Below are 19,525 nucleotides of genomic sequence, written 5' to 3' on the forward strand. Positions count from 1 at the left end.
ACGGGGGCTTCTGGCGTTTCAGCAGGGGGAGCGGAAGGGGATGACGTCGCCCACGTGGCGGCTCCACTCCTCTGCTGTCAGCACGTTCCCGGTGACGGCGCAGATCCGCTCGGCGTTCGCTTCCGGTTCCACGTTCCACAGCCTGATCACATCGTCGGTTCCGGCGCTGGCCAGAGTGCGCCCGTCGGGGCTGAACGCCAGCGAGTAGATCCCGTCGGTGTGTCCTTGCAACGGCTCCCCCTTGGGCGCCGGCCGCTTCGGATCCGAGACGTCCCACAAGCGCACCGTCTTGTCGTCGCTGCCCGTGGCCAGCGTCTTGCCGTCCGGGCTGTAGGCCATCGAGCTGATGTAGGCCGTATGACCGGTGAGGTTCCGCGGATCCTTCGGATGCTTCGGGTCGGAGACGTTCCGCAGCCACACGGTGGCGGGCCAGCCGCTACTGGCCAGGGTCCGCCCGTCGGGGCTGAAGGCGACGTCGCCGATGCTTTCGCCGTGTTCCCTCAGCGGCTCCCCCAGGGGCACGGCCCGGGTCCGTTCCGAGACGTCCCACAACCGGACGCTCGCGTCGCTGCCGGCCGCGGCCAGGACCCGGCCGTCCGGGCTGAAGTCCAGGGTGTTGAAGCCGCCGGTGGTCTCGATGAGCGGACCGCCCAGCGACCTGGGCTCTGACGGGTCCGTGACATCCCAGAGCAGGACCGAGCCCTTGCCGGTGACGTTGGCCGCGGACGATTCGCTGCCGGTGGCCAGGGTCCGCCCGTCCGGTGTGAAACCCAGTGCGCAGACGCCGTCGGAGTGGCCGGTCAGCTTCTTCACGGCCTTGGGTTCCCGCAGATCCGATACGTCCCAGAGCAGGACCGATTTGTCGCGGCTGCCGGTGGCCAGGGTGCGCCCGTCCGGACTGAATTCCAGCGCACACAGGCCGTAGGCGTGCCCGGTGACCGGCGGGCGCAGGGGCGTGGGCCGGGCCGGGGACGAGACGTTCCACCACTGCACCGACTTGTCGAAGTGCCCGCTCGTCAGGGTGCGCCCGTCGGGGCTGAACGCGAGGGCGTAGGCGGCGTCGGTGGAGAGGTTGTCCCTGCCCGTCCTGATGCGTTCGGGAAGGTCCCAGAGACGCATCGAGCTGCCGCCGTCGGCGCTGACCAGGGTGCGTCCGTCGGGGCTGAACGACAGCACCCGGGGAGCACGTTCGTGGCCGGTCAGCGGCGGGCCGAGGGCTGTCGGATGGGTGGGGTCCGTCATGCTCCACAAGCGGATCGTACGGTCACCGGTTCCGGTGGCCAGGGTGCGTCCGTCCCGGCTGAAGGCGAGGGTTTCGACGCCCCCGGTCAGGCCGGTCACCGGCTGTCCCAGGGCCTTGAGCTGCTTGAGGTCCGAGGCGTCCCAGACCCGCAGCGTCCCCTCGGCGGTGCCCCCGACCAGGGTGCGTCCGTCCGGGCTGAACGCGAACCTCTTCACCGGCCCCGTCTCCCCGGTCAGGGTCAGGGGGATCGCCTTGGGCCGGCGCGGATCGGAGATGTCCCAGGGCAGGATCGTGTTCTTGTCGGTGCGGGAGGTGTTCCCGGCGGCCAGGGTGCGGCCGTCCGCGCTGAACGTCAGTCGGTCGACGAATCCGGCGCCCTCCAGGGCCTGGCCCAGTGCCGCGGGCCGGGCCCGGTCGGAGACGTCCCACAACCGGAGCCCGGGGTCGGTGATGGGGGCCACCATGCGACCGGGGTAGCTCCCGGTGGCCAGGATGCGGCCGTCGGGACTGAACTTCACGGCCTTCACCGTTCCCGCGGTCTTCTCGTAGCCGGGCAACGGCGGGCCGAGGGAGGTGGGCCGGGCCGGATTCGAGACGTCCCACAGTCGCACCGTCCTGTCGAAGCTGCCGGTGACGAGGGTGCGGCCGTCCGGTGTGAAGTCCAGTGCGCACACGATGTTGCCGAATCCGGTCAGGGACTCCCCCAGGGGCCTGGGCCGGGCCGGGTTCGAGACGTCCCACAACCGCACCGTGTAGTCGTGGCCGCCGGTGGCGAGGACGCGGCCGTCCGGGCTGAACGCGATCGCGCAGACGTTTTCCCGGTGACCGGTGGCGACCGTCGACAACGGGGAGTTACCCGCGGTGACCAGACGTGCGTAGGTGTCGGAGGTCGGGTTCATCCGGTGGGCGACGAGGGTGAGTCGAGCGGCCAGCGAAACGTCCGTGGCGCGCAGCCGGTCGGCGCTCGCGAGTACCTGGTTGTAGAGGACCAGGTCACGCTGGCGTTCGGCTTCGTGCTGCTGGCTGCGGGCCTCGCGCTGCTGCTGGAAGGCGGTGGCGGCGGCGATCGTGGCGAGGAGGGTGAGCACGGTGAGGACCGCGGTGATCCCCGCCCGCAGGCGGGCGCCACGACGCCGGGCACGCGTGGCGGTGGACAGGAAGTCTTGTGCCGTGAGGCTCAGTTCACCGGGCTGCGCGGTGGCGGCCCAGGTCTCGGCGTTCTCCAGACGGCTTCCCCGGTACAGCAGGGACGCCTCGCGGTTGCCGTGGTGCCAGGCCGCGGCCGCGTCCTCCAGGTGCTGGTGGATCAGCCGGTCGGCGCGGTCCTCGTCGATCCAGTTCTTCAGGCGGGGCCAGCTGCGCAGCAGAGCCTCGTGGGTGATCTCGACGGTGTCCGGTTCCACCGTGAGCAGGCGGGCCCGGGTGAACGCCTCCAGTACCAGTACCGCCCGGGGGCCGTCGGCGCTGGTGCGGACCAGCTCGGCGTGGGAGGCGCGCCTGCGGGTGTCGTCGGTCCCGTCACCGATCCTGACGAGTCGGAGGAACAGTGACCGGGCGAGGCGGCGGCCGGTCTCGTCCAGACCGCGATAGACCTCGTTGGCAGTGGCGGCGACGGCGTTCCGGATGCCTCCGGTGTCCTGGTAGCCCTGTACGGTCAGGATGTGGCCGCTGCGCTGCTGCCAGCAGGCCCGCAGGGCGTGGGCCAGCAGGGGCAGGCGCCCGGCCTCGTTGTCCGCGGTCGCGTCGGCCCCGGTGCTCCACGTGGTGCCCAGGTCGCGGAGCAGTACCTCTTCCAGCCCGGGTTCGATCTCGAGGCCCACGTCCTGGGCGGGGTAGCGGATCGCCGCGCGCAGCTCGGGTTCCGACATGGGCCCGACGACGAGCGGGGCGTCCTCCAGCGCGGTCCGCAGCTGCGGCCGGTCGGCGCATTCGGCGTAGAAGTCCGCCCGCAGGCCCAGGACCACCAGGGCGGCCGGTGTTCCGTCCGCTCCGGTCCCGGCATCGGCGATGCGGGTCAACAGCTCGATGAACTCGTGTCGTTGCTGCTCGTCGGTGCACAGGGTGAAGAGTTCCTCGAACTGGTCCACCACCAGCAGCAGTCGGTTACCCGCGTGGGGAACCGGACCGGACTTCGCCAGTAACCGCCTCGGGTCGGCGGTGAGTTCGGCGGCCACCTGGTCCGCCCCGGTGCCGGTCAGCGCCGCGATCCGGGCGGCCAGCGCTTTCAGGGGCTCGGAGGTGGGTGTGACCACGAGTTTCGGCCAGCGGTCCGCGCCGGGCAGGGCCCCCTGATCGAGGCGGGGCAGCAGCCCGGCCCGCAGCAGGGAGGTCTTCCCGGCCCCTGACGGAGCCACGACCATCTGGATGCCGCCGGTGCTCAGACGCCGGTCGAGGCGGGAGGTGAGCTCCGCGACGAGCCGGTCGCGTCCGAAGAACCACCGCGCGTGCTGCGGCTCGAACGCGGCCAGGCCCGGGTACGGGCACTCCGGTACGGGCGCACCGGACACGGTCCGGCGGCGGTTGTCCAGGCCGTCCGAGGACGCGTGGGTGATGTGGATGTCCCGGGCCGCCTGAGTGATCGAGGCCCCGTCGGAGGCGTGCGCCTCGAGGTGTATCCCCTCCCCCGGGCCACCCGTCCGATCGGGCTCCGGAGCCTGGTCCGCGCGGGAGCTCACCTGTCAGTCTCCCGTGATGTGCACATCTCGGCCGGCCTGAACCACCCGGCTGCCGCCGGACGCGGTGGCGTTCATCGTGATCACCGTGCCGGACTCGCCGGGCGCGGGCTCCAGCTCGTCCAGCACCCGGCGCAGTTCCACGGCAAGGGCCGGTTCGGCGGCCAGCAGCCGCCGCAGCCGCGACTGCCATTGCACGACCAGGGCCTGCTCGCCCTCCACGTCCCCGGCCTGCCGGGCGGCCAGTACGTCCGAGCGGGTTTCCTCCAGCTCGGCCTCGACGGTCTCGGCCCGCTCGGGATGCACCCGCCGCCACAGCCCACCGACCGCGGTCTGTACTCTCCGCCAGCCGGTGGTCGCCAGTTCGTTCACCACTGCCGTGCCCGCCGACGCGGCCAGCGCCGTCAACTCCAGGTCCACGCCAAGCACCCCTGCCCCTCGGCTCTCCCGTCAGCTCCCGTGTATAGCGCCGACTTCCCGCGCCCGCCAGATGCCGGGTGGGGATCACTGCTTCTCAGCGGTCGGCGACCCGCATCTCGAACCAGGTGGTCTTGCCGCGCGGGAGCAGGTCCGCTCCCCAGCGGTCGGAGAGCTTGTCGACCAGGAACAGGCCGCGGCCCGTGGTGTCCATCTCGTGCACCGGCATCAGACAGGGCAGCCCGCGGGAGGGATCGCGCACCTCCACCCGGATCCAGCCCCGCCGCCTCAGTAACCGGAGGCCGAAGGAGCGGGCCCCGGTGTGCCGGACCGCGTTGCCGACGAGCTCGGAGACGAGCAGCACCACGTGTTCGGCGATCTGGGGGGACAGGCCCCACATCCGGACCACCACGTACTGGGTGAGTCGGCGGGCGGTGCGCGCCGATTCGGGGAGCGATGGCAGCGTCACTTCCGCCTCGGCCGGGTTCCCGTACAACTCCAGGGCGGCCAGGCCCTGTTCGTCTTCGAGAGCCGCCGTCAGCCGTACGCCGGAAGCGCCGTTGCGCTGCCGCGGTTGTTCCACACCCTCCAGGCCCGCCATGCACCCATCATGGACGGCAAAGGCGCCCGTCCGGGCCGTTCCGCGGGAAAAGGCCCCCCGGAACCGGTGGCTCCGAGGGGGTGTTTCGTCATATGCCGTCGGCATTGGGTGGGTTGATATACCCCGGCTGACCTGCCGTGACGCACCGCTGAGCGATCATCACGGTGAGTGGATCTCCATTCACCCTTAAGGTCCCCTTAAGGCCTGGCTAATCCACCCTCAGGGGCTATCCGAGGGCAGGACTAGACGAACTTGGCCTTGCCCGGGCCCTCCGCGATGAAGCTGCTCATGCCGCGCTCCCGGTCCTCGGTGGCGAACAGCCCCGCGAACCAGGTGCGTTCGATGGCCAGGCCGGTGTCGATGTCCGCCTCCAGGCCGCCGTCCACGCACTCCTTCGCGGCGCGCAGCGCGATGGCCGGCCCCTGGGCCAGCTTCGCCGCCCAGGCGTGCGCCTGCTCGTACACCTCGGCGGCCGGCACCACCCGGTCGACCAGACCGAGCGAGAGCGCCTCGTCCGCCTTGACCATCCGCCCGGTGAAGATCAGGTCCTTGGCCCGGGACGGGCCGATCAGCCGGGACAGCCGCTGGGTGCCGCCGGCCCCCGGGATCAGGCCGAGCAGGATCTCCGGCTGGCCGAGCTTGGCGTTGTCCGCGGCGATCCGGTAGTCCGCGCACAGCGCCAGCTCGCAGCCGCCGCCCAGGGCGTAGCCGGTGACGGCCGCCACCACGGGCTTGGGGATGCGGGCCACGGCGGTGAAGGAGTCCTGCAGCGCCCGGGACCGCGCGACCATCGCCGCGTGGTCCATGGCCTGCATCTCCTTGATGTCCGCGCCGGCCGCGAACACCTTCTCGCCGCCGTAGAGGACGACCGCCCGGACGTCGGCCCGGTCGGTGGCCTCCACCGCCAGCTCGCGCAGCCGGTCCTGGGTGGCGATGTCCAGGGCGTTCATGGGCGGCCGGTCCAGGCGGATGGTGCCGACGCCTTCGGAGACTTCGAGAGAGATGGTCATACGGGCACGTTAGTACCCGTTAACCGTGCGGCGGCAGTGGGGCTACTTGATCCACTCGGCCCAGGACATGTTCCAGCCGTTGAGGCCGTTGTCCGGGGCGATCTGCTTGTCCTTGGAGTTCTTCACGACCACCACGTCGCCGATCAGCGAGTTGTTGTAGAACCAGGCCGCCGGGGCGTTGTCGTCGCCCGCGCCGCGCACGTCGCGCAGGCCCACGCAGCCGTGGCTGACGTTCGCCGAGCCGAAGGTGCCCGAGGAGGCCCAGTAGTTGCCGTGCACGAAGGTGCCCGAGGTCGACAGGCGCATGGCGTGCGGCACGTCCTTGATGTCGTACTCGCCGCCGAACCCGACGGTGGCGCCGTTCATCCGGGTCACCTTGTACTTCTCGCTGATGACCATCTGCCCGTTGTACGTGGTGGTCGACGGGGCGCCGGCGGTGATCGGGACGTTCTTGAGCAGCTTGCCGTCGCGGACCACCTGCATCTGGTGGGTGCTCGCGTCGACCGTGGAGACCTGGGAGCGGCCGATGGTGAAGTTGACCGTGCGGGTCTGCTTGCCGTAGACGCCGGGGCGGCCCTCGACGCCGTCCAGGTTCAGCTTGACGGTGACCTTGGTGCCCGCCGCCCAGTACTTCTCCGGGCGGAAGTCGAGCCGGTCGTTGCCGAACCAGTGGCCCTCGACGGGCACTGCGGGCTCGGCGGTGACGGTGATGGCCTTCTCGACGGCCTCCGGGTTGGTGATGCCCCGGGTGAAGTTGATGGAGACCGGCATGCCGACGCCGACGGTCGCACCGTCCTCGGGGGTGTAGTGCCCGACGAAGGTGTTCTTGGGGGTGAGAGTGGTGAAGGTGACGTCCTTGGCGGACTCGCGGCCCGCTTCGTCCTTGGCGACCGCGTGCACCTTGTACTCGGTGGCCGAGCCCAGGTGCCGGTTCGGCTCCCAGCTGGCGCCGTCGGCGGCCAGCTTGCCCTCCACCTGGTTGCCCTTGGTGTCGGCGACGGTGACCGTGGTCAGCTTGCCGCCGGCCGCGGATATCTTCAGGACGCCGCTGGTCGCGACCTCCTTGGCACCGTCGTCCGGCTTGATGGTGACAACCGCCTGGGACGCCTCGGTACCGGTCTTGCCGCTGCCGCCGCCCTTGTTGTCGCCGCCGCCGCTGCCGGTGCTGTCGCCGCCGCCGCTGCACGCCGAGGTGAGCAGCAGCGCCGCCCCCAGCAGCAGGGCCGACAGGGCACGTGTCGGCTGCAGTTTCACTCTTCTTCTCCCCATGTCCCCCGCGCGCAGGCAGTCGCGCGCACTCGACCACAGGTAATCACACGGGCGGATGACGAAGAGCTACGGGCATGTCACCGTTCCGTCCCAAGTCGGGCGGACGGGAAGCGGGGCGGGAAGCGGGGCGGGAAGCGGCTGGAAGCGGACGGGCGTCTGCCCGGAGCCGCGGGGCTCCGGGCAGACGCCGGTCGGGTGGGACGGGGGTGTTCCCCGGGGCTCAGCCCCTGGTCTTGCCGCCTCCCTTGCCGTTCCCTCCCATGCCGTTGCCGCCGGTACCGTTACCGCCCTTGCCGGTGCCGTTGCCGCCGGTACCCTTGCCGCCCTTGCCGTGGCCGTTGCCGCCGGTGCCGTTGCCGCCCGAGGCCCGGTGGTTCTTCACCTTGACGACGACCTCGTGCTCCGCGGTGCGGTTGTGGCCGCCCAGGTGGATCGGGCCGATCACCGGGTCGCGGGGCTTGACGTAGCCGCGCGGTGCGGCGGTCTCCCGCAGGTAGTACGAGTCCGCGGCCAGGCCGTCGAAGGTGCACAGCCCCTGACGGTCGGTGGTGCAGCGGTCGACCTTGCGGTCGGGGTTCGGGCCCTTCGTCTGCGGGCCCCGGTCGGGATTCCGGCCCTGCGTCTGCAGGCCGGGGACGCCGTTCGTCTCCCGCCACAGCTGGAAGTCCGCGCCGGCCAGCGGCCGGCCGGTCTCGGCGTCCTTCTTGACCACCCGGATCGAGCCCCGGAACGGCGGCTTCTGCTTCTTGTTGACCGCGACCGCGGTCACGCCGGTCTCGATGTTCTCGTCCGTCAGCTCCAGCGGCCCGAACACCGGCTCACGCGGAAGGACGTACCCCTTCGGGGCCTGGGTCTCCCGCCAGTAGTAGGTGCCCTCCTCCACGTCACGGGCGCAGACGCCGTTCTTCGCCGTGGTGCAGTCCGCCACCTGGGTGTCGGGGTTGGTGCCCGTGGTCTGCAGGCCCTCCACGCCGTTGGACTCGCGCCACAGCTCGAAGACGGCGCCGGCCAGCGGCTTCTCCCTGGGGTCGGTCTTGGTGATGGAGACCCGGCCGCGCGGCGGCGTCACGTTCACGACCCGCTCGGTGACCCCCAGCTCGGCGTTCTCGGCGGTGAGCTCCAGCGGTCCGAAGACCGGGTTCGCCGGGAACTCGAAGCCGGGCGGCGCCTGGGTCTCCACCCAGTAGTACGTCCCGGCGGGGACGGACCGGGTGCAGGTGCCGTTGGCTGCTGTGGTGCAGGCCGAGCCGACCTGGGTGTCGGGGTTGCCGTCCTCCCTCTGGAGGCCCTCCACGCCGTTGGTCTCCCGCCACAGCTCGAAGACCGCGCCCGCCAGCGGGGTGCCGCCGGAGTTGGTCTTGATCACCGTCACGGGGCCGGTGATCCGCGGGTCGTCGGCCAAGACCCGTACGCCGATCCGGGCGTTGCCCTGGGTCAGCAGCACCGGTCCGAAGACCGTGTCCGCCGGGAGCCGGTAGCCGGGCGGCGCCTCGATCTCCTGCCAGAAGTAGCGGCCGATCGGCGCATTGACGACGCAGAAGCCGTTCGCCGCGGTCGTGCAGACGAGCCCGACCCGGGTGTCCGGGTTGAAGCCGGTGGTCTGCAGGCCGGGAATGCCGTTGCTGTCCCGCCAGAGCTGGAACCGGGCACCGGCGAGCACGGCTCCGGTCGTCGCGTCCCGCTTGACGAGCGAAACGGGGCCGGTGATCGGCGGCTCCCGCGGGTCGTCCAGGATGACCCGCGCGTGGTTGTTGGGGGTCTGCTCGTTCAGCGTCACCGTGGCGACCGGGTTCGCCGGCACCAGGTGACCGTCAGCCGGCTGGGTCTCGCGCCAGTAGTAGGTGCCGTGCTCGACCGTGCGGGTGCAGATGCCGTTGGCGGGCGTCACACACTCGCTGATCAGGGTGTCGCTCCCGACCTGCAGGCCCGCCGTGCCGTTCGCTTCCCGCCACAGTTCGAAGGTGGCACCGGAGAGCGGCTCCTGGTTGTTCGCGTCCCTCTTCAGGACCGAGACCCTGCCCAGCTCCGCCCTGTTCCGGAGGTCCAGGGCGGGTACCGAGACGCCTCCGCCCGGGATGCTGGCGGTCACGGGGAACACGGGGTTCACCGGAAGGGCGTAGCCGGGCGGGGGCTGGACCTCACGCCAGTAGTACTCGCCCAAGGGGACGGTACGCGTGCAGCGGCCGTCAGGGCCGGTCAGGCAGTCGCCGTCCCACTTCGTGTCCCCGCCCATGCCCGTCTGCAGGCCCGGCACGTTGTTCGTCTCACGCCACAGCTCGAACCTGGCGTCGGCGAGCGGCGCCTGGGTGACGCTGTCCCGCTTGAAGACGGTCACCTCGCTGGTCTGCAGGGGCTGCGCGCAGTCGTCGGGCAGGTTGCCGATGAACGGGTAGGAGTGGATCTCCTGGCCCGTGCCCCGGTCGGGGGATCCGTGCGTCAACGAGCCCGCCGTGTAGACGCGGCCGCTGAGGCCGGTCGTGGTCACGGTGGTCAGCGAGTTGTACTGGCCCATCAGGTGGGAGCCCTGGAACTCGGCCTCTCCGCGCAGGTGCAGCGTGGTGGCGTCGGGGTAGTTCCACAGGAGCCTCGGCCGCAGCCGGTTGAAGGGGTCGGTCTCGTCGTAGCTTCCGCTGAAGCTGTCGACGTACCGGGTGGTCCCGAGCACGTTCACCAGGACGGTCGCGCCGTCCGGGATGTTGCTGAACTGGAAGGCCGCGGATCCGCCGTTGGGGAGAGCGGTCAGGTTCTGGTCGACGTTGAAGACCTGGAGCTGCGACGTGCCGTCGCCGGTGAAGAAGACCGTCGTGCCGACGATGGTCACGGTACCGGTCGGTGTGCGAAGTGTCCCGTCCGGCCGGGCCAGGCACTGGCTGGTCGAGCTGATGCCCTGCCGGAACGTCGCGAACGGGGCAACCGCGCTCGAGTCCTGCACGGTTTGGCCGCTGACGCTGCCGGTCAGGGTGCCCGCGTACCGGACGATGCCGGTTTCGGCGTGCAGGTCCTGCCCGGCGGCAATCGTGACGTTGCCGCCGGCGACGAGGAAGTCGGTGCCGGCCGGCGGCGGGACCCGCGAGCCGACCGGGGCGACTCCGACGAAGTAGCCGTCGCTGCCGATGGCCGTCTTGTTCTGGTCGAAGTCCCCGAGGGTGACCACCTTGCCCTCGGCAGCTGCCGCCGTCCCGCGGACCCGGAAGTCGTCGCCGACGAAGGTGTTGATGTTCCGGTCCCGGCCCGCGAACGGCCCGTCGTTGATGCCCGGATGCACGGGGGGACACTCCGGGCCGAGGCACGGGCCCAGCTGGTTCGGCAACGGGATCGCCGCCCGGGCGGCGGGTCGTGGCGCGGGCTTCGCCCCCGGTGCGGCGACGGCCGGCGCGGCGCCGACGAGCAGGGCGCCCAGCGCCATGCCCGCGACCCACGACCGTCTCGCACGCCGGTAAGACCTTGCTGTCATGGCACTCCATCTACGGCGGCGCGCCGCTCGCAGCGGCACGGCATACGGATTGCCTTGACAGGCTGGGCACCCGGGCGGACCGCGCCCGGCACAACACTCGGCGGGTGAGGCTGCACGAGTGGCAAGATCACTCGTGCAGCCTCACCCGCCGCGGTGAAAACGCCTCAGTCGTCGGTGCCGGGTTTGGTGCCCCACACGTACACGGCGTCGCCCTCGGTGAGCAGGTCCCACAGCCGGGCCGCGTCCGGTACCGAGAGGTTGACGCAGCCGGCCGAGCCGCCGTGCGCGTAGAGGTCGCCGGGGCGGCCGTGCAGCGCCTGGCCCCTGTCGAAGAACTGGGCGTAGGGCATGGGTGAGTCGTACAGGGTGGACACGTGGTTCTTGCTGCGCCAGTACACCTCGTGCCAGCCGGGGCGGGTCTCCTGGTCGTCGCGGCCGGTGCGGATGGGGACGGGCGGGAAGACGATCTTGGTGTCGCGCTGCACCCAGAGCAGTTGGCGGTCGAGGTCCACGCAGGTCACCCGGTGCCGGCGGACCGGGCAGGAGCCGGCCGCGTTGGGGTTGGTGCGGGCCTGTACGGCGATCATGGTGCGGTAGGTGGTGAGCCCGGCGTAGCCGTCCGCCGGGGTGATCCGGTGGGTCTTCTGGAACTCCCGTACGGCCGCGCAGTCCTGGGCGGACTGGGCGCCGTCCACGGTGAGCTCCAGGTGCTCCTCCAGCTCCCGCTGGTAGGGGCCGGTGCCGGCGGTGCAGGGTTCCGCGGGCGCGGGCGCGGGCGCGGTGGGGGTGGGGGCGGGGGCCGTGGGGGCGGCGCCGTCCGGGCGGGGCCGGGCGGCGGCGGGATGGGCCGACGCGAGGACGGTCAGGCCGGTCAGGGCCAATGCGGCCACTGCCGCCGCGGCCGTCCTGTGGATCCGGATCGCCGTGCCACCGTTCATCATGCCGGCCTCCTCGCGCCCGCGTGCCGGGCTGCTCCCCAGCTAACCGGGCCCGGCGGGGTGCGGCGCGTCCGGGTGCTCCGATGCGGTGAGGCGCTCACCGCATCGGAGCATTCCCGGGCGGGGCCGGGCGGTGCCGGGCCGTCAGGCCCGGGGGCCCTTGCCGTGCTCGTCGCGCTGGTTGAAGAGCTTGACCTCCAGGTGGCGGCCCTGCCCGTCCAGGGTCAGCGGGCCGGTGACCGGGTCGGCCGGCAGGACGTAGCCCTCGGGGACGTCGGTCTCCCGCAGGTAGTACTGGCCCGCGTCCAGGCCTGTGAACGAGCAGACGCCCTTCCCGTCCGTGGCACAGCCCGATCCGGTGCGGACGTCGGGGTTGATGCCGTAGGGCTGGAGGCCGCTGATGCCGTTGACTTCCCTCCACAGTTCGAACACCGCGCCGCGCAGCGGCCGCTTGGTCTTCGCGTCCTTCTTCACGACCTTGATCTGGTAGGGGTCACGGACGTTGCGGATCTCGGCGGTGACGCCGTCCTCGGCGTTCTCGGCGGTCAGCACCAGCGGGGCGCTGACCGGGTCGCTCGGGAGTCCGTAGCCGGGCGGCGGGGTGGTCTCCTCCCAGTAGTAGGTGCCCAGCGGCACCGTGGCCCCGCACCAGCCGTCCTCCTCGGTCCGGCAGCCGCTCGACACCAGCTCGTCGGGGCTGCTGCCGTCGGTCTGCAGGCCGGTCCTGCCGTTCGTCTCCCGCCACAGCTGGAACAGTGCCCCGCGCAGCGGTGCTCTGGTCTCCTGGTCGGTCTTGAGGATCCACACGTTGCCGGTTTCGGCGTCCGGTTGGGCCGGGGACGCAGCGTGGGCCGGGGCCACCGGGGCCAGTACCGCTGCCGTCGCCAGGCCCGCCAGGGCCAGCTTCCTGACTTTCATGACACTCCGTCCGTATGCCACTGGTGCTCAGACAGGCTGTGCGCAGGTACGGCGGCGGAGGCGGGAGGACACTCCCCCACTACGGCAAACCGATCACACGAATCACCCGTCCGGCGGCAGTGGGAACGGTCAGGTGATCGCGGAGCCGGCGATCCAGTCGACCCAGGAGAGGTTCCAGCCGCCCAGTCCGTTGTCCGCGGCGACGATCTCGTCCTGGGAGTTGACGACCTCCACGACGTCCCCGATCAGGGTCCGGTCGAAGAACCAGCCGGCCGGGGTGTCCGAGCCGCCGCCCTTGGAGTCGCGCAGGCCCACGCAGCCGTGGCTGGTGTTGGTGGAGCCGAAGGTGTCGGGGGTGGCCCAGTAGTTGCCGTGCAGGAAGGTGCCGGAACTGGTGAGCCGCATGGCGTGCGGCACGTCCGGGATGTCGTACTCGCCCTTGCCGTCGTCGCTGGTGAAACCGACGGTGGCCCCGTTCATGCGGGTGACGTCGAACATCTCCATCACCACCATCTTGCCGTTGTAGGTGGTGGTCTTGGGGGCCCCTGCGGTGACCGGGACGGTGGAGAGGACCTCGCCGTCCCGCCGGACCGTCATGGTGTGCTCGGCGGCGTCGACGGTGGAGACCTGGTGCCGGCCGACGGTGAAGCGGACGGTTTTGCTCTGGATGCCGTACGAGCCGGGGGCGCCCTCGACGTCGCGGAGCCGCATGGTCATGGTGACCTCGGTGCCGGGCTTCCAGTACTGCCGGGGGCGGAAGTCGAGGCGGTCCTTGCCGAACCAGTGGCCGACCACCTCGACGGCCGGTTCGGCGGTGATGGTGATGGCCCGTTCGACGTCGGCGCGGTTCTCGATGGACCGGTTGAACCGGAAGGAGACGATCATGCCGGTGCCGACGGTGGAGCGGTTCTCGGGCTTGAAGTAGCCGATGAACCGTTCCTCGGGGACGTAGGTGGTGAAGGTGGTGTGCCGGGCCTGGCGGCGGTCGTGGCCGTCGACGGCGACGGCGTCCACGGTGTACTTGGCGGCCAGCGCGAGCTTGCCGTACGCCGGGTCGGGGCTCCAGCTGAGCCCGTCCGGGGCGATGGAGCCGGGGACCTGTTCCTCCTGGGCGTCCTCCACCTTGGTGACCACGACCCGCTCCAGCCGGCCCTCGGGCACGGTGACCGTCAGCGGGCCCTCGGCCGGCACGGCTTTGGCGTTGTCCTCCGGGGTGATCCGGATGGCCTCCTCGGCGGACCGGGGTTTGCCCGGCAGCTGGATCTCCACCGGCGATGCGCCGTCCGCAGTACAGCCGGCCAGCCCTCCCAGCAGCCCCGCCCACGCCACCACGGCGGCCATTCCCGCCGCTGCCCGCATCGCCCGCTCGGACGTCACAAGTCTCACGGTCCGTCCAACGACCGGGCCCTTCCGGGGAAACGTGAGGGCGGCCCACGTTCCGGGTCGAGCAGTCCGGGCAGAACAGTGGGAAGGACCAGACGGGGGCGGGCCCTGGCCGGGACGCCGGAGCCGCATTGCTTCCCCCGCCGTGGCCGTCGAAAGCCGTGGAGGCGGGCAGGTGTCGAGCGCAGCCGAGCAAGAGGTGGCCGAGGGCGGCCGGGCCGGGCCGGTACCCCGGCGTGAGGAATCCGTACGGGCGGCCGGGCGGCCGGGGCCGCAGGTGTGGCCGGGGTCCTCCCATCCGCTGGGGGCCCGGTACCGGGGCGGCCCCGACGGGGTGGCGGGGACCAACTTCGCGTTGTGGGCGCAGGGCGCGGAGGCGGTGGAACTGTGCCTGTTCGACGGCAGCGGTGCCGAGACCCGGTGTTCGCTGGCCGAAATGACGCACGAGATCTGGCACGGGTTCGTGCCGGGGGTGCGGCCGGGTCAGCGGTACGGGTTCCGGGTGCACGGCCGCTGGGACCCGTGGACCGGAGCCCGGTTCAATCCGGCGAAGCTGCTGCTGGACCCGTACGCGCGGGCCGTCGACGGTGACTTCTCGCTGCCGCCCGAGGTGTACGGGCACGTCCGGGACTGGCCGCAGCAGTACATCGCCGACACGGTGCGGGACGACCGGGACTCGGCGCCGTTCGTGCCGAAGGGGGTGGTGGTCCACGACGTGGACGACTGGGCGGACGATGTCCGGCCCAAGACCCCGTGGGCCGACTCCGTCATCTACGAGCTGCACGTCCGCGGGTTCACGATGCGCCATCCGGGGATCCCGGAGCAGCTGCGCGGCACCTACGCGGGGCTGGCGCATCCGGCGGCGATCGAGCACCTGCTGGAGCTGGGGGTGACGGCGGTGGAGCTGCTGCCGGTGCACCAGTTCGCGCACGAGGACCATCTGCTGCGCCGGGGGCTGCGCAACTACTGGGGCTACAACTCCGTCGGCTACTTCGCCCCGCACGCCGGGTATTCGTCGAGCGGAACGACCGGGCAGCAGGTCGGCGAGTTCAAGCGGATGGTGCGGGCGCTGCACGCGGCCGGGATCGAGGTGATCCTGGACGTGGTCTACAACCACACGGCGGAGGCGGGCGAGCTGGGGCCGACGCTGTCGCTGCGCGGCGTCGACAACCGGGGCTACTACCGCCTCCAGTCCGACCAGCGGCGGTACGCGGACTACACGGGCTGCGGGAACACCCTGCACGCCGGGCGGCCGCACGTGCTGCGGCTGATCACCGATTCGCTGCGCTACTGGGTCACGGAGATGGGGGTGGACGGCTTCCGCTTCGATCTGGCGGCGGCGCTGGCCCGGTCCATGCACGACGTGGACATGCTGTCGCCGTTCCTGGCGGTGATCGCCCAGGACCCCGTCCTGCGGAGGGTCAAGCTGATCGCGGAGCCCTGGGACGTGGGCTCGGGCGGCTACCAGGTGGGGGCCTTCCCGCCGCTGTGGACCGAGTGGAACGACCGGTACCGGGACGCGGTCCGGGACTTCTGGCGGGGCGCGCTGCCCGACGTACGGGATCTGGGGTACCGGCTGTCCGGGTCGAGCGATCTGTACGCATGGGGCGGGCGGCGGCCGTACGCCTCCGTCAACTTCATCACCGCGCACGACGGGTTCACCCTGCGCGACCTGGTCAGTTACGAGCGCAAGCACAACGAGGCGAACGGGGAGGAGAACCGGGACGGGACGAACGACAACCGGTCGTGGAACTGCGGGGTGGAGGGCGAGCCGCCAGAGGGGACGGACCCCCGGATCGCCTCGCTGCGCCGCCGCCAGCTCCGCAATCTGCTCACCACCCTGCTGCTGTCGACGGGGGTGCCGATGCTGGTCGCGGGGGACGAGTTCGGGCGCACCCAGGGCGGCAACAACAACGCGTACTGCCAGGACAACGAGACGGGCTGGGTGGACTGGTCGCTGCTGTCGGATCCGGCCTGGCAGAACCTGTTCGCGCTGACCAGGAGGCTGCTGGCGCTGCGCCGGACGCATCCGGTGCTGCGCCGGAGGGCGTTCTTCTCGGGCCGGCCGCAGGGTGCCGACGGGCTGCGGGACCTGGCCTGGTTCACCCCGGCGGGGACGGAGATGACGGAGCGGGACTGGTACGCGCCGGCGGCGTCGGTGGGCCTGTACCTGTCGGGGCGGGACATCCCCGGCCGGGACGAGCGGGGGCGGCAGGTGACGGACGACAGCTTCCTGGCCCTGCTGCACGCCGGGGACCGGCCGGTGTCGTGGACTCCGCCGGGCCCGCCGTGGGCCTCGTCCTACGAGGTGGTGCTGGACACCTCGCGCGAGGACCAGTCAGTGGTGCCGGGGACCCGCTGCCCGGGCGGGCTGCCGATCACCGTGCCGGCCCGGTCGGTGCTGCTGCTGCGGGTGGCGGACTAGGCGCTCGACGGCTGCCGCGGCAGGCCCGTTCCGGTCGGCGTCAGCGGTTTTCGACGTGCAGGAGCATGCGTTTGAGCAGGGCGGCGAGGGCGGCCTGCTCGGCGGGGGCGAAGGGTTCGAGCATGGCGACCTCCGCCTCTCCGCGCAGCCGCATGGCGGCGGCCCAGCGGGCGTGGCCCTCCTCGGTGAGTTCGACGTCGACCCGCCGCCGGTCCCCGGCGGCGCGGAGCCGGCGGATCAGGCCGGCCTTCTCCAGGGTGTCGAGCCGGCCGGTCATCCCGGCCGGGGAGAGCATCAGCTCGGCGGCGAGCTCGGAGGGGGTGGCCCGCCAGGGGCGGCCGCGGGAGGCGAGCCGGTGCATGGTCTCGAACTCGAAGGCCTGCAGTCCGGTTTCGGCCAGGGCGCTGTCCTTCACCTGCTTGATGTGCCGGGTGAGGAGTTGGATGCGGGTGATGACCTCTTCGGTGGGCACGTCGAAGGGCACCTTGCCGCGCCACCGGGCGATGTGCCGGTCGACGGAGTCCTCGGTGCCTCCGGCCGCCGCTCCTTGCTCGCTCATCCGGGCATTATCGCCCCCGGGACGCATATTTCGTTGACGAATGATTCGGCGGCGAAATATCTTCCCCGGCATGACCCCGACGATCTGGCGACTGCTCACCGGCCGCACCTTCGCCGCCTTCGCCACCGCTCTCATCCCCACCACCCTCACCCTGGCGGTGGTCCGCACCGGATCGGCCGGCGACCTCGGCCTGGTGCTCGCCTGCGAAATGGTTCCGATGCTGCTCCTGCTGCCCGTGGCGGGGGTGGTGGCCGACCGGTACCCCGCCCGGCGGGTGGTGCTCGCCGCCGACCTCGTACGGGCCGCCGCCCAACTCGGGATCGGCGCCCTGCTGCTCGCGGGGCCGGTCCGGGTGCCCGAGCTGGCCGCGCTGTCGGCGGTCACCGGGGCCGCCGTCGCCTTCGGAAACCCGTCCGCCCGGACCCTGGTGGCCGCAGTGGTCGCCGGGCCGGAGCGTCTACGTGTCAACTCGCGGCTGATGGTGGCCCAGGGGCTCGCCTCGGTGGCCGGCCCGGGCGCCGCCGGCGGGCTGATGCTGGCCATCGGACCCGGCTGGTCCTCGCTGCTGACCGGGGCGCTGTTCGCGGTCTCCGCCGTCACCCTGGGCGGGTTGCGCACCCCGCGGCCCGAGGCCCCCGCCGAACGCCCCGGGTTCCTGGCCGAACTCCGCGAGGGCTGGGCCGAGACCCGGCGCCACCCGTGGTTTCTGGCCAATGTCCTGGGGCACGGCGTCTGGCACCTGGCGGCCGGCCTGCTGCTCGCCCTCGGTCCGCTGATCGCCGTGGAGTCCCTCGGCGGCGAGTCGGCCTGGGTGGTGATCGCCCAGGCCGGTACGGCCGGGCTGCTCGTCGGGGCCTGGGCGGCCGGCCGGCTGCCGGTGCGGCGGCCGCTGGTCTGGGTGGCCGTGGCCTCCGCCGCCTTCGCCCTCGCGCTCGCCGCGCTCGGGCTGCGGCTGCCGATGCCGGTGGTCGCGGGCGCGTACTTCGTGGGCCTGGGCGGGGTCGGGCTGCTCAGCCCGCTCTGGGAGACGGTCATCCAGCAGCGGGTGCCGGCCGAGGCGCTGGGCCGGGTGGGCTCCTTCGACACCCTGATCTCCTTCGCCGCGCGGCCGCTGGGGCTGGCGGTGGCCGCCCCGCTCGCCGCGGGCGCCGGGACCACCGCTCCGCTGCTGGTGGCGGCCGTGCTGGTGGCCTGCGCCAATCTGGGCGTACTGCTGGTTCCGGACGTGCGGGCACATCCGGAGCGGGAGCATGCATTCGTCCTGCGATGATGTGTGCGATCCGGGGGCATTGTGTGGGGACGAGGGGTGTGTTGCGGATGGCGAGTGTCGGGACCGCGCTGCGGGAACTGCGCGGGGCGCAGAAGTCGGCGAAGGGGGTCTCCCTCTACTCACGGTTCGTGAACCGGCCGGCCGGGCGCTATCTGGCCGCCGCCGGCCATGCGCTGGGGCTCACCCCGAACCAGGTGACGCTGATCAGCGCCGCCTTCAGCTTCGCCGCCGTCGGCGCGGTCGCGCTGAGCGCACCGTCCTGGGGGCTGGGCATCGCCGTGTGGGCGGCCCTCGCCGTCGGGTTCGCCTTCGACTCGGCCGACGGGCAGCTGGCCCGTCTGCGCGGGGGCGGCAGCGCCGCCGGCGAGTGGCTCGACCACGTGGTGGACTGCGCCAAGCTCACCGCGCTGCACACCTGTGTCCTGATCGCCTTCTACCGGTTCCCCGAGGAGTACGGGATCTCCGGCGCCGGCTGGCTGCTGGTGCCGCTCGGCTTCCAGTTCGCCGCGGTCGTCACCTTCTTCGGCGGCCTGCTGACCGAGAAGCTGAAGCCGAAGCCGGCCCCGGGGGACCCCGCCGCCGCCCCGTCGACCGCGCGCGCGGTGGCGCTGCTGCCGGTCGACTACGGGGTGTTCTGCCTGGTGTTCCTGCTGCTCGGCGGCGGGGAGCTGTTCGCCTACGCGTACGCGGGACTGGGCGCGGTGGCCGCCCTGTTCCTGCTGGCGTTCCTCACCAAGTGGTTCCGGGAGCTCAGCGCCGTTCGGCGGTGAGCGGGGCCAGCTGCTCCGGCAGCGGTTCGGCGAGCGCGTCCAGTGCCCGGCGCAGCTGGGTGCTGGACGTGTGCACGGTGTACGGGAAGTAGACGACGTCCACCCCGACCGCGGCGAAGTCGGCCTCCAGCTTGTGCCCCTTGGGGGTGCTCCGCCAGTCGTCGCCCTTGAAGATCACGTCGAAGCGGACCTGCTTCCAGGTCTCCACCTTGTCCGGAACCGTCTCGACGAAGGCCGCGTCGACGTACTTGACGCTGCGGACGATTTCCAGCCGCTCGACGAGCGGGATCATCGGGCGGCGGCCCTTGGCGAGTTCGGCCATCTCGTCGGAGACCACCCCGGCCACCAGGTAGTCGCACTGGCTGCGTGCGTGCCGGAGGATATTGAGATGTCCGATATGGAACAGATCGTATGCGCCCGGCGCATAGCCCACTCGGTAGGGCCTGCGCGTGGGCACGCCAAGGTCGGACATGTCCTGCTCCGTCATCTGTTACCCCCCAGCGACCGCACCCCCCGGTGCGGCGGATTAGCAGACAATAGCGTGCACGTTCCGCGCTGTGCGGGTGAACGATTAGGGTGGCGTGCGCATCGATCAG

At 71.8% G+C, this 19,525-nt stretch carries 14 protein-coding genes; 3 read left to right on the plus strand and 11 right to left on the minus strand.

Annotated features, from left to right (window positions below):
- Positions 1-18: 18 nt before the first annotated feature.
- The 9 genes from AB0447_RS03110 to AB0447_RS03150 all read right to left on the minus strand — a co-directional run bounded on the left by AB0447_RS03110 (position 19) and on the right by AB0447_RS03150 (position 13,881).
- Complete coding sequence (locus AB0447_RS03110; protein WP_366474701.1) at positions 19-3,918, minus strand: hypothetical protein; 3,900 nt, start codon at positions 3,916-3,918, stop codon at positions 19-21.
- A gap of 3 nt (positions 3,919-3,921) precedes the next feature.
- Positions 3,922-4,335: a hypothetical protein gene (locus tag AB0447_RS03115; protein WP_366474702.1), complete on the minus strand. Its 414-nt coding sequence runs from the start codon at positions 4,333-4,335 to the stop codon at positions 3,922-3,924.
- A 94-nt stretch (positions 4,336-4,429) separates the two neighbouring features.
- The gene (locus AB0447_RS03120) at positions 4,430-4,933 is read right to left on the minus strand and encodes an ATP-binding protein (RefSeq protein ID WP_366474703.1); all 504 of its coding nucleotides are present in this window, start codon (positions 4,931-4,933) and stop codon (positions 4,430-4,432) included.
- Between the two features lie 242 nt (positions 4,934-5,175).
- On the minus strand, positions 5,176-5,943 hold the full coding sequence (locus tag AB0447_RS03125; RefSeq protein WP_366474704.1) for an enoyl-CoA hydratase-related protein: 768 nt from the start codon (positions 5,941-5,943) through the stop codon (positions 5,176-5,178).
- Positions 5,944-5,985: 42 nt separating this feature from the next.
- Positions 5,986-7,212 carry an Ig-like domain-containing protein gene (locus AB0447_RS03130; protein WP_366474705.1) on the minus strand — a complete coding sequence of 409 codons (1,227 nt, stop codon included), beginning with the start codon at positions 7,210-7,212 and terminating at the stop codon, positions 5,986-5,988.
- A gap of 220 nt (positions 7,213-7,432) precedes the next feature.
- Complete coding sequence (locus AB0447_RS03135) at positions 7,433-10,666, minus strand: SpaA isopeptide-forming pilin-related protein (RefSeq protein ID WP_366474706.1); 3,234 nt, start codon at positions 10,664-10,666, stop codon at positions 7,433-7,435.
- A gap of 164 nt (positions 10,667-10,830) precedes the next feature.
- Entirely contained in the window at positions 10,831-11,607 is a 777-nt protein-coding gene (locus tag AB0447_RS03140; RefSeq protein WP_366474707.1) for a L,D-transpeptidase family protein, read from the minus strand.
- 141 nt (positions 11,608-11,748) lie between these two features.
- Entirely contained in the window at positions 11,749-12,522 is a 774-nt protein-coding gene (locus AB0447_RS03145; protein WP_366474708.1) for a SpaA isopeptide-forming pilin-related protein, read from the minus strand.
- Positions 12,523-12,651: 129 nt separating this feature from the next.
- Positions 12,652-13,881, minus strand: coding sequence for an Ig-like domain-containing protein (locus AB0447_RS03150; protein WP_366475076.1), 1,230 nt, complete (start codon positions 13,879-13,881; stop codon positions 12,652-12,654).
- A 223-nt stretch (positions 13,882-14,104) separates the two neighbouring features.
- On the opposite strand from AB0447_RS03150, the gene glgX reads away from it, so the two are divergent.
- Positions 14,105-16,330 (plus strand): glycogen debranching protein GlgX, encoded by a 2,226-nt coding sequence (gene glgX / locus AB0447_RS03155; protein ID WP_366475077.1) that lies wholly within the window; start codon positions 14,105-14,107, stop codon positions 16,328-16,330.
- A 40-nt stretch (positions 16,331-16,370) separates the two neighbouring features.
- Here glgX and AB0447_RS03160 read toward each other — a convergent pair whose 3' ends face one another.
- Positions 16,371-16,889, minus strand: coding sequence for a MarR family transcriptional regulator (locus tag AB0447_RS03160; RefSeq protein ID WP_366474709.1), 519 nt, complete (start codon positions 16,887-16,889; stop codon positions 16,371-16,373).
- 70 nt (positions 16,890-16,959) lie between these two features.
- Between AB0447_RS03160 and AB0447_RS03165 the strand changes: the two genes are divergently transcribed.
- Together AB0447_RS03165 and AB0447_RS03170 are read left to right on the plus strand one after the other, a co-directional pair.
- Positions 16,960-18,159: an MFS transporter gene (locus AB0447_RS03165; protein WP_366474710.1), complete on the plus strand. Its 1,200-nt coding sequence runs from the start codon at positions 16,960-16,962 to the stop codon at positions 18,157-18,159.
- 47 nt (positions 18,160-18,206) lie between these two features.
- The gene (locus tag AB0447_RS03170; protein WP_366474711.1) at positions 18,207-18,929 is read left to right on the plus strand and encodes a CDP-alcohol phosphatidyltransferase family protein; all 723 of its coding nucleotides are present in this window, start codon (positions 18,207-18,209) and stop codon (positions 18,927-18,929) included.
- Here AB0447_RS03170 and AB0447_RS03175 read toward each other — a convergent pair.
- Positions 18,910-19,401 carry an adenylyltransferase/cytidyltransferase family protein gene (locus AB0447_RS03175; protein ID WP_366474712.1) on the minus strand — a complete coding sequence of 164 codons (492 nt, stop codon included), beginning with the start codon at positions 19,399-19,401 and terminating at the stop codon, positions 18,910-18,912. The two genes, AB0447_RS03170 and AB0447_RS03175, sit on opposite strands and share 20 nt — an antisense overlap.
- Positions 19,402-19,525 lie beyond the last annotated feature (124 nt).

Source organism: Streptomyces sp. NPDC051211 (assembly GCF_040689505.1).
Lineage (GTDB): Bacteria > Actinomycetota > Actinomycetes > Streptomycetales > Streptomycetaceae > Streptomyces.

Bases quoted from the DNA above. Each gene is read 5' to 3' on its own strand.
- AB0447_RS03125 (WP_366474704.1), bottom strand. From the start codon at position 5,943: ATGACCATCTCTCTCGAAGTCTCCGAAGGCGTCGGCACCATCCGCCTG.
- AB0447_RS03140 (WP_366474707.1), bottom strand. From the start codon at position 11,607: ATGATGAACGGTGGCACGGCGATCCGGATCCACAGGACGGCCGCGGCG.
- AB0447_RS03120 (WP_366474703.1), bottom strand. From the start codon at position 4,933: ATGGCGGGCCTGGAGGGTGTGGAACAACCGCGGCAGCGCAACGGCGCT.
- AB0447_RS03175 (WP_366474712.1), bottom strand. From the start codon at position 19,401: ATGTCCGACCTTGGCGTGCCCACGCGCAGGCCCTACCGAGTGGGCTAT.
- AB0447_RS03130 (WP_366474705.1), bottom strand. From the start codon at position 7,212: ATGGGGAGAAGAAGAGTGAAACTGCAGCCGACACGTGCCCTGTCGGCC.
- AB0447_RS03160 (WP_366474709.1), bottom strand. From the start codon at position 16,889: ATGAGCGAGCAAGGAGCGGCGGCCGGAGGCACCGAGGACTCCGTCGAC.
- AB0447_RS03165 (WP_366474710.1), top strand. From the start codon at position 16,960: ATGACCCCGACGATCTGGCGACTGCTCACCGGCCGCACCTTCGCCGCC.
- AB0447_RS03135 (WP_366474706.1), bottom strand. From the start codon at position 10,666: ATGACAGCAAGGTCTTACCGGCGTGCGAGACGGTCGTGGGTCGCGGGC.
- AB0447_RS03145 (WP_366474708.1), bottom strand. From the start codon at position 12,522: ATGAAAGTCAGGAAGCTGGCCCTGGCGGGCCTGGCGACGGCAGCGGTA.
- AB0447_RS03150 (WP_366475076.1), bottom strand. From the start codon at position 13,881: ATGCGGGCAGCGGCGGGAATGGCCGCCGTGGTGGCGTGGGCGGGGCTG.
- AB0447_RS03170 (WP_366474711.1), top strand. From the start codon at position 18,207: ATGGCGAGTGTCGGGACCGCGCTGCGGGAACTGCGCGGGGCGCAGAAG.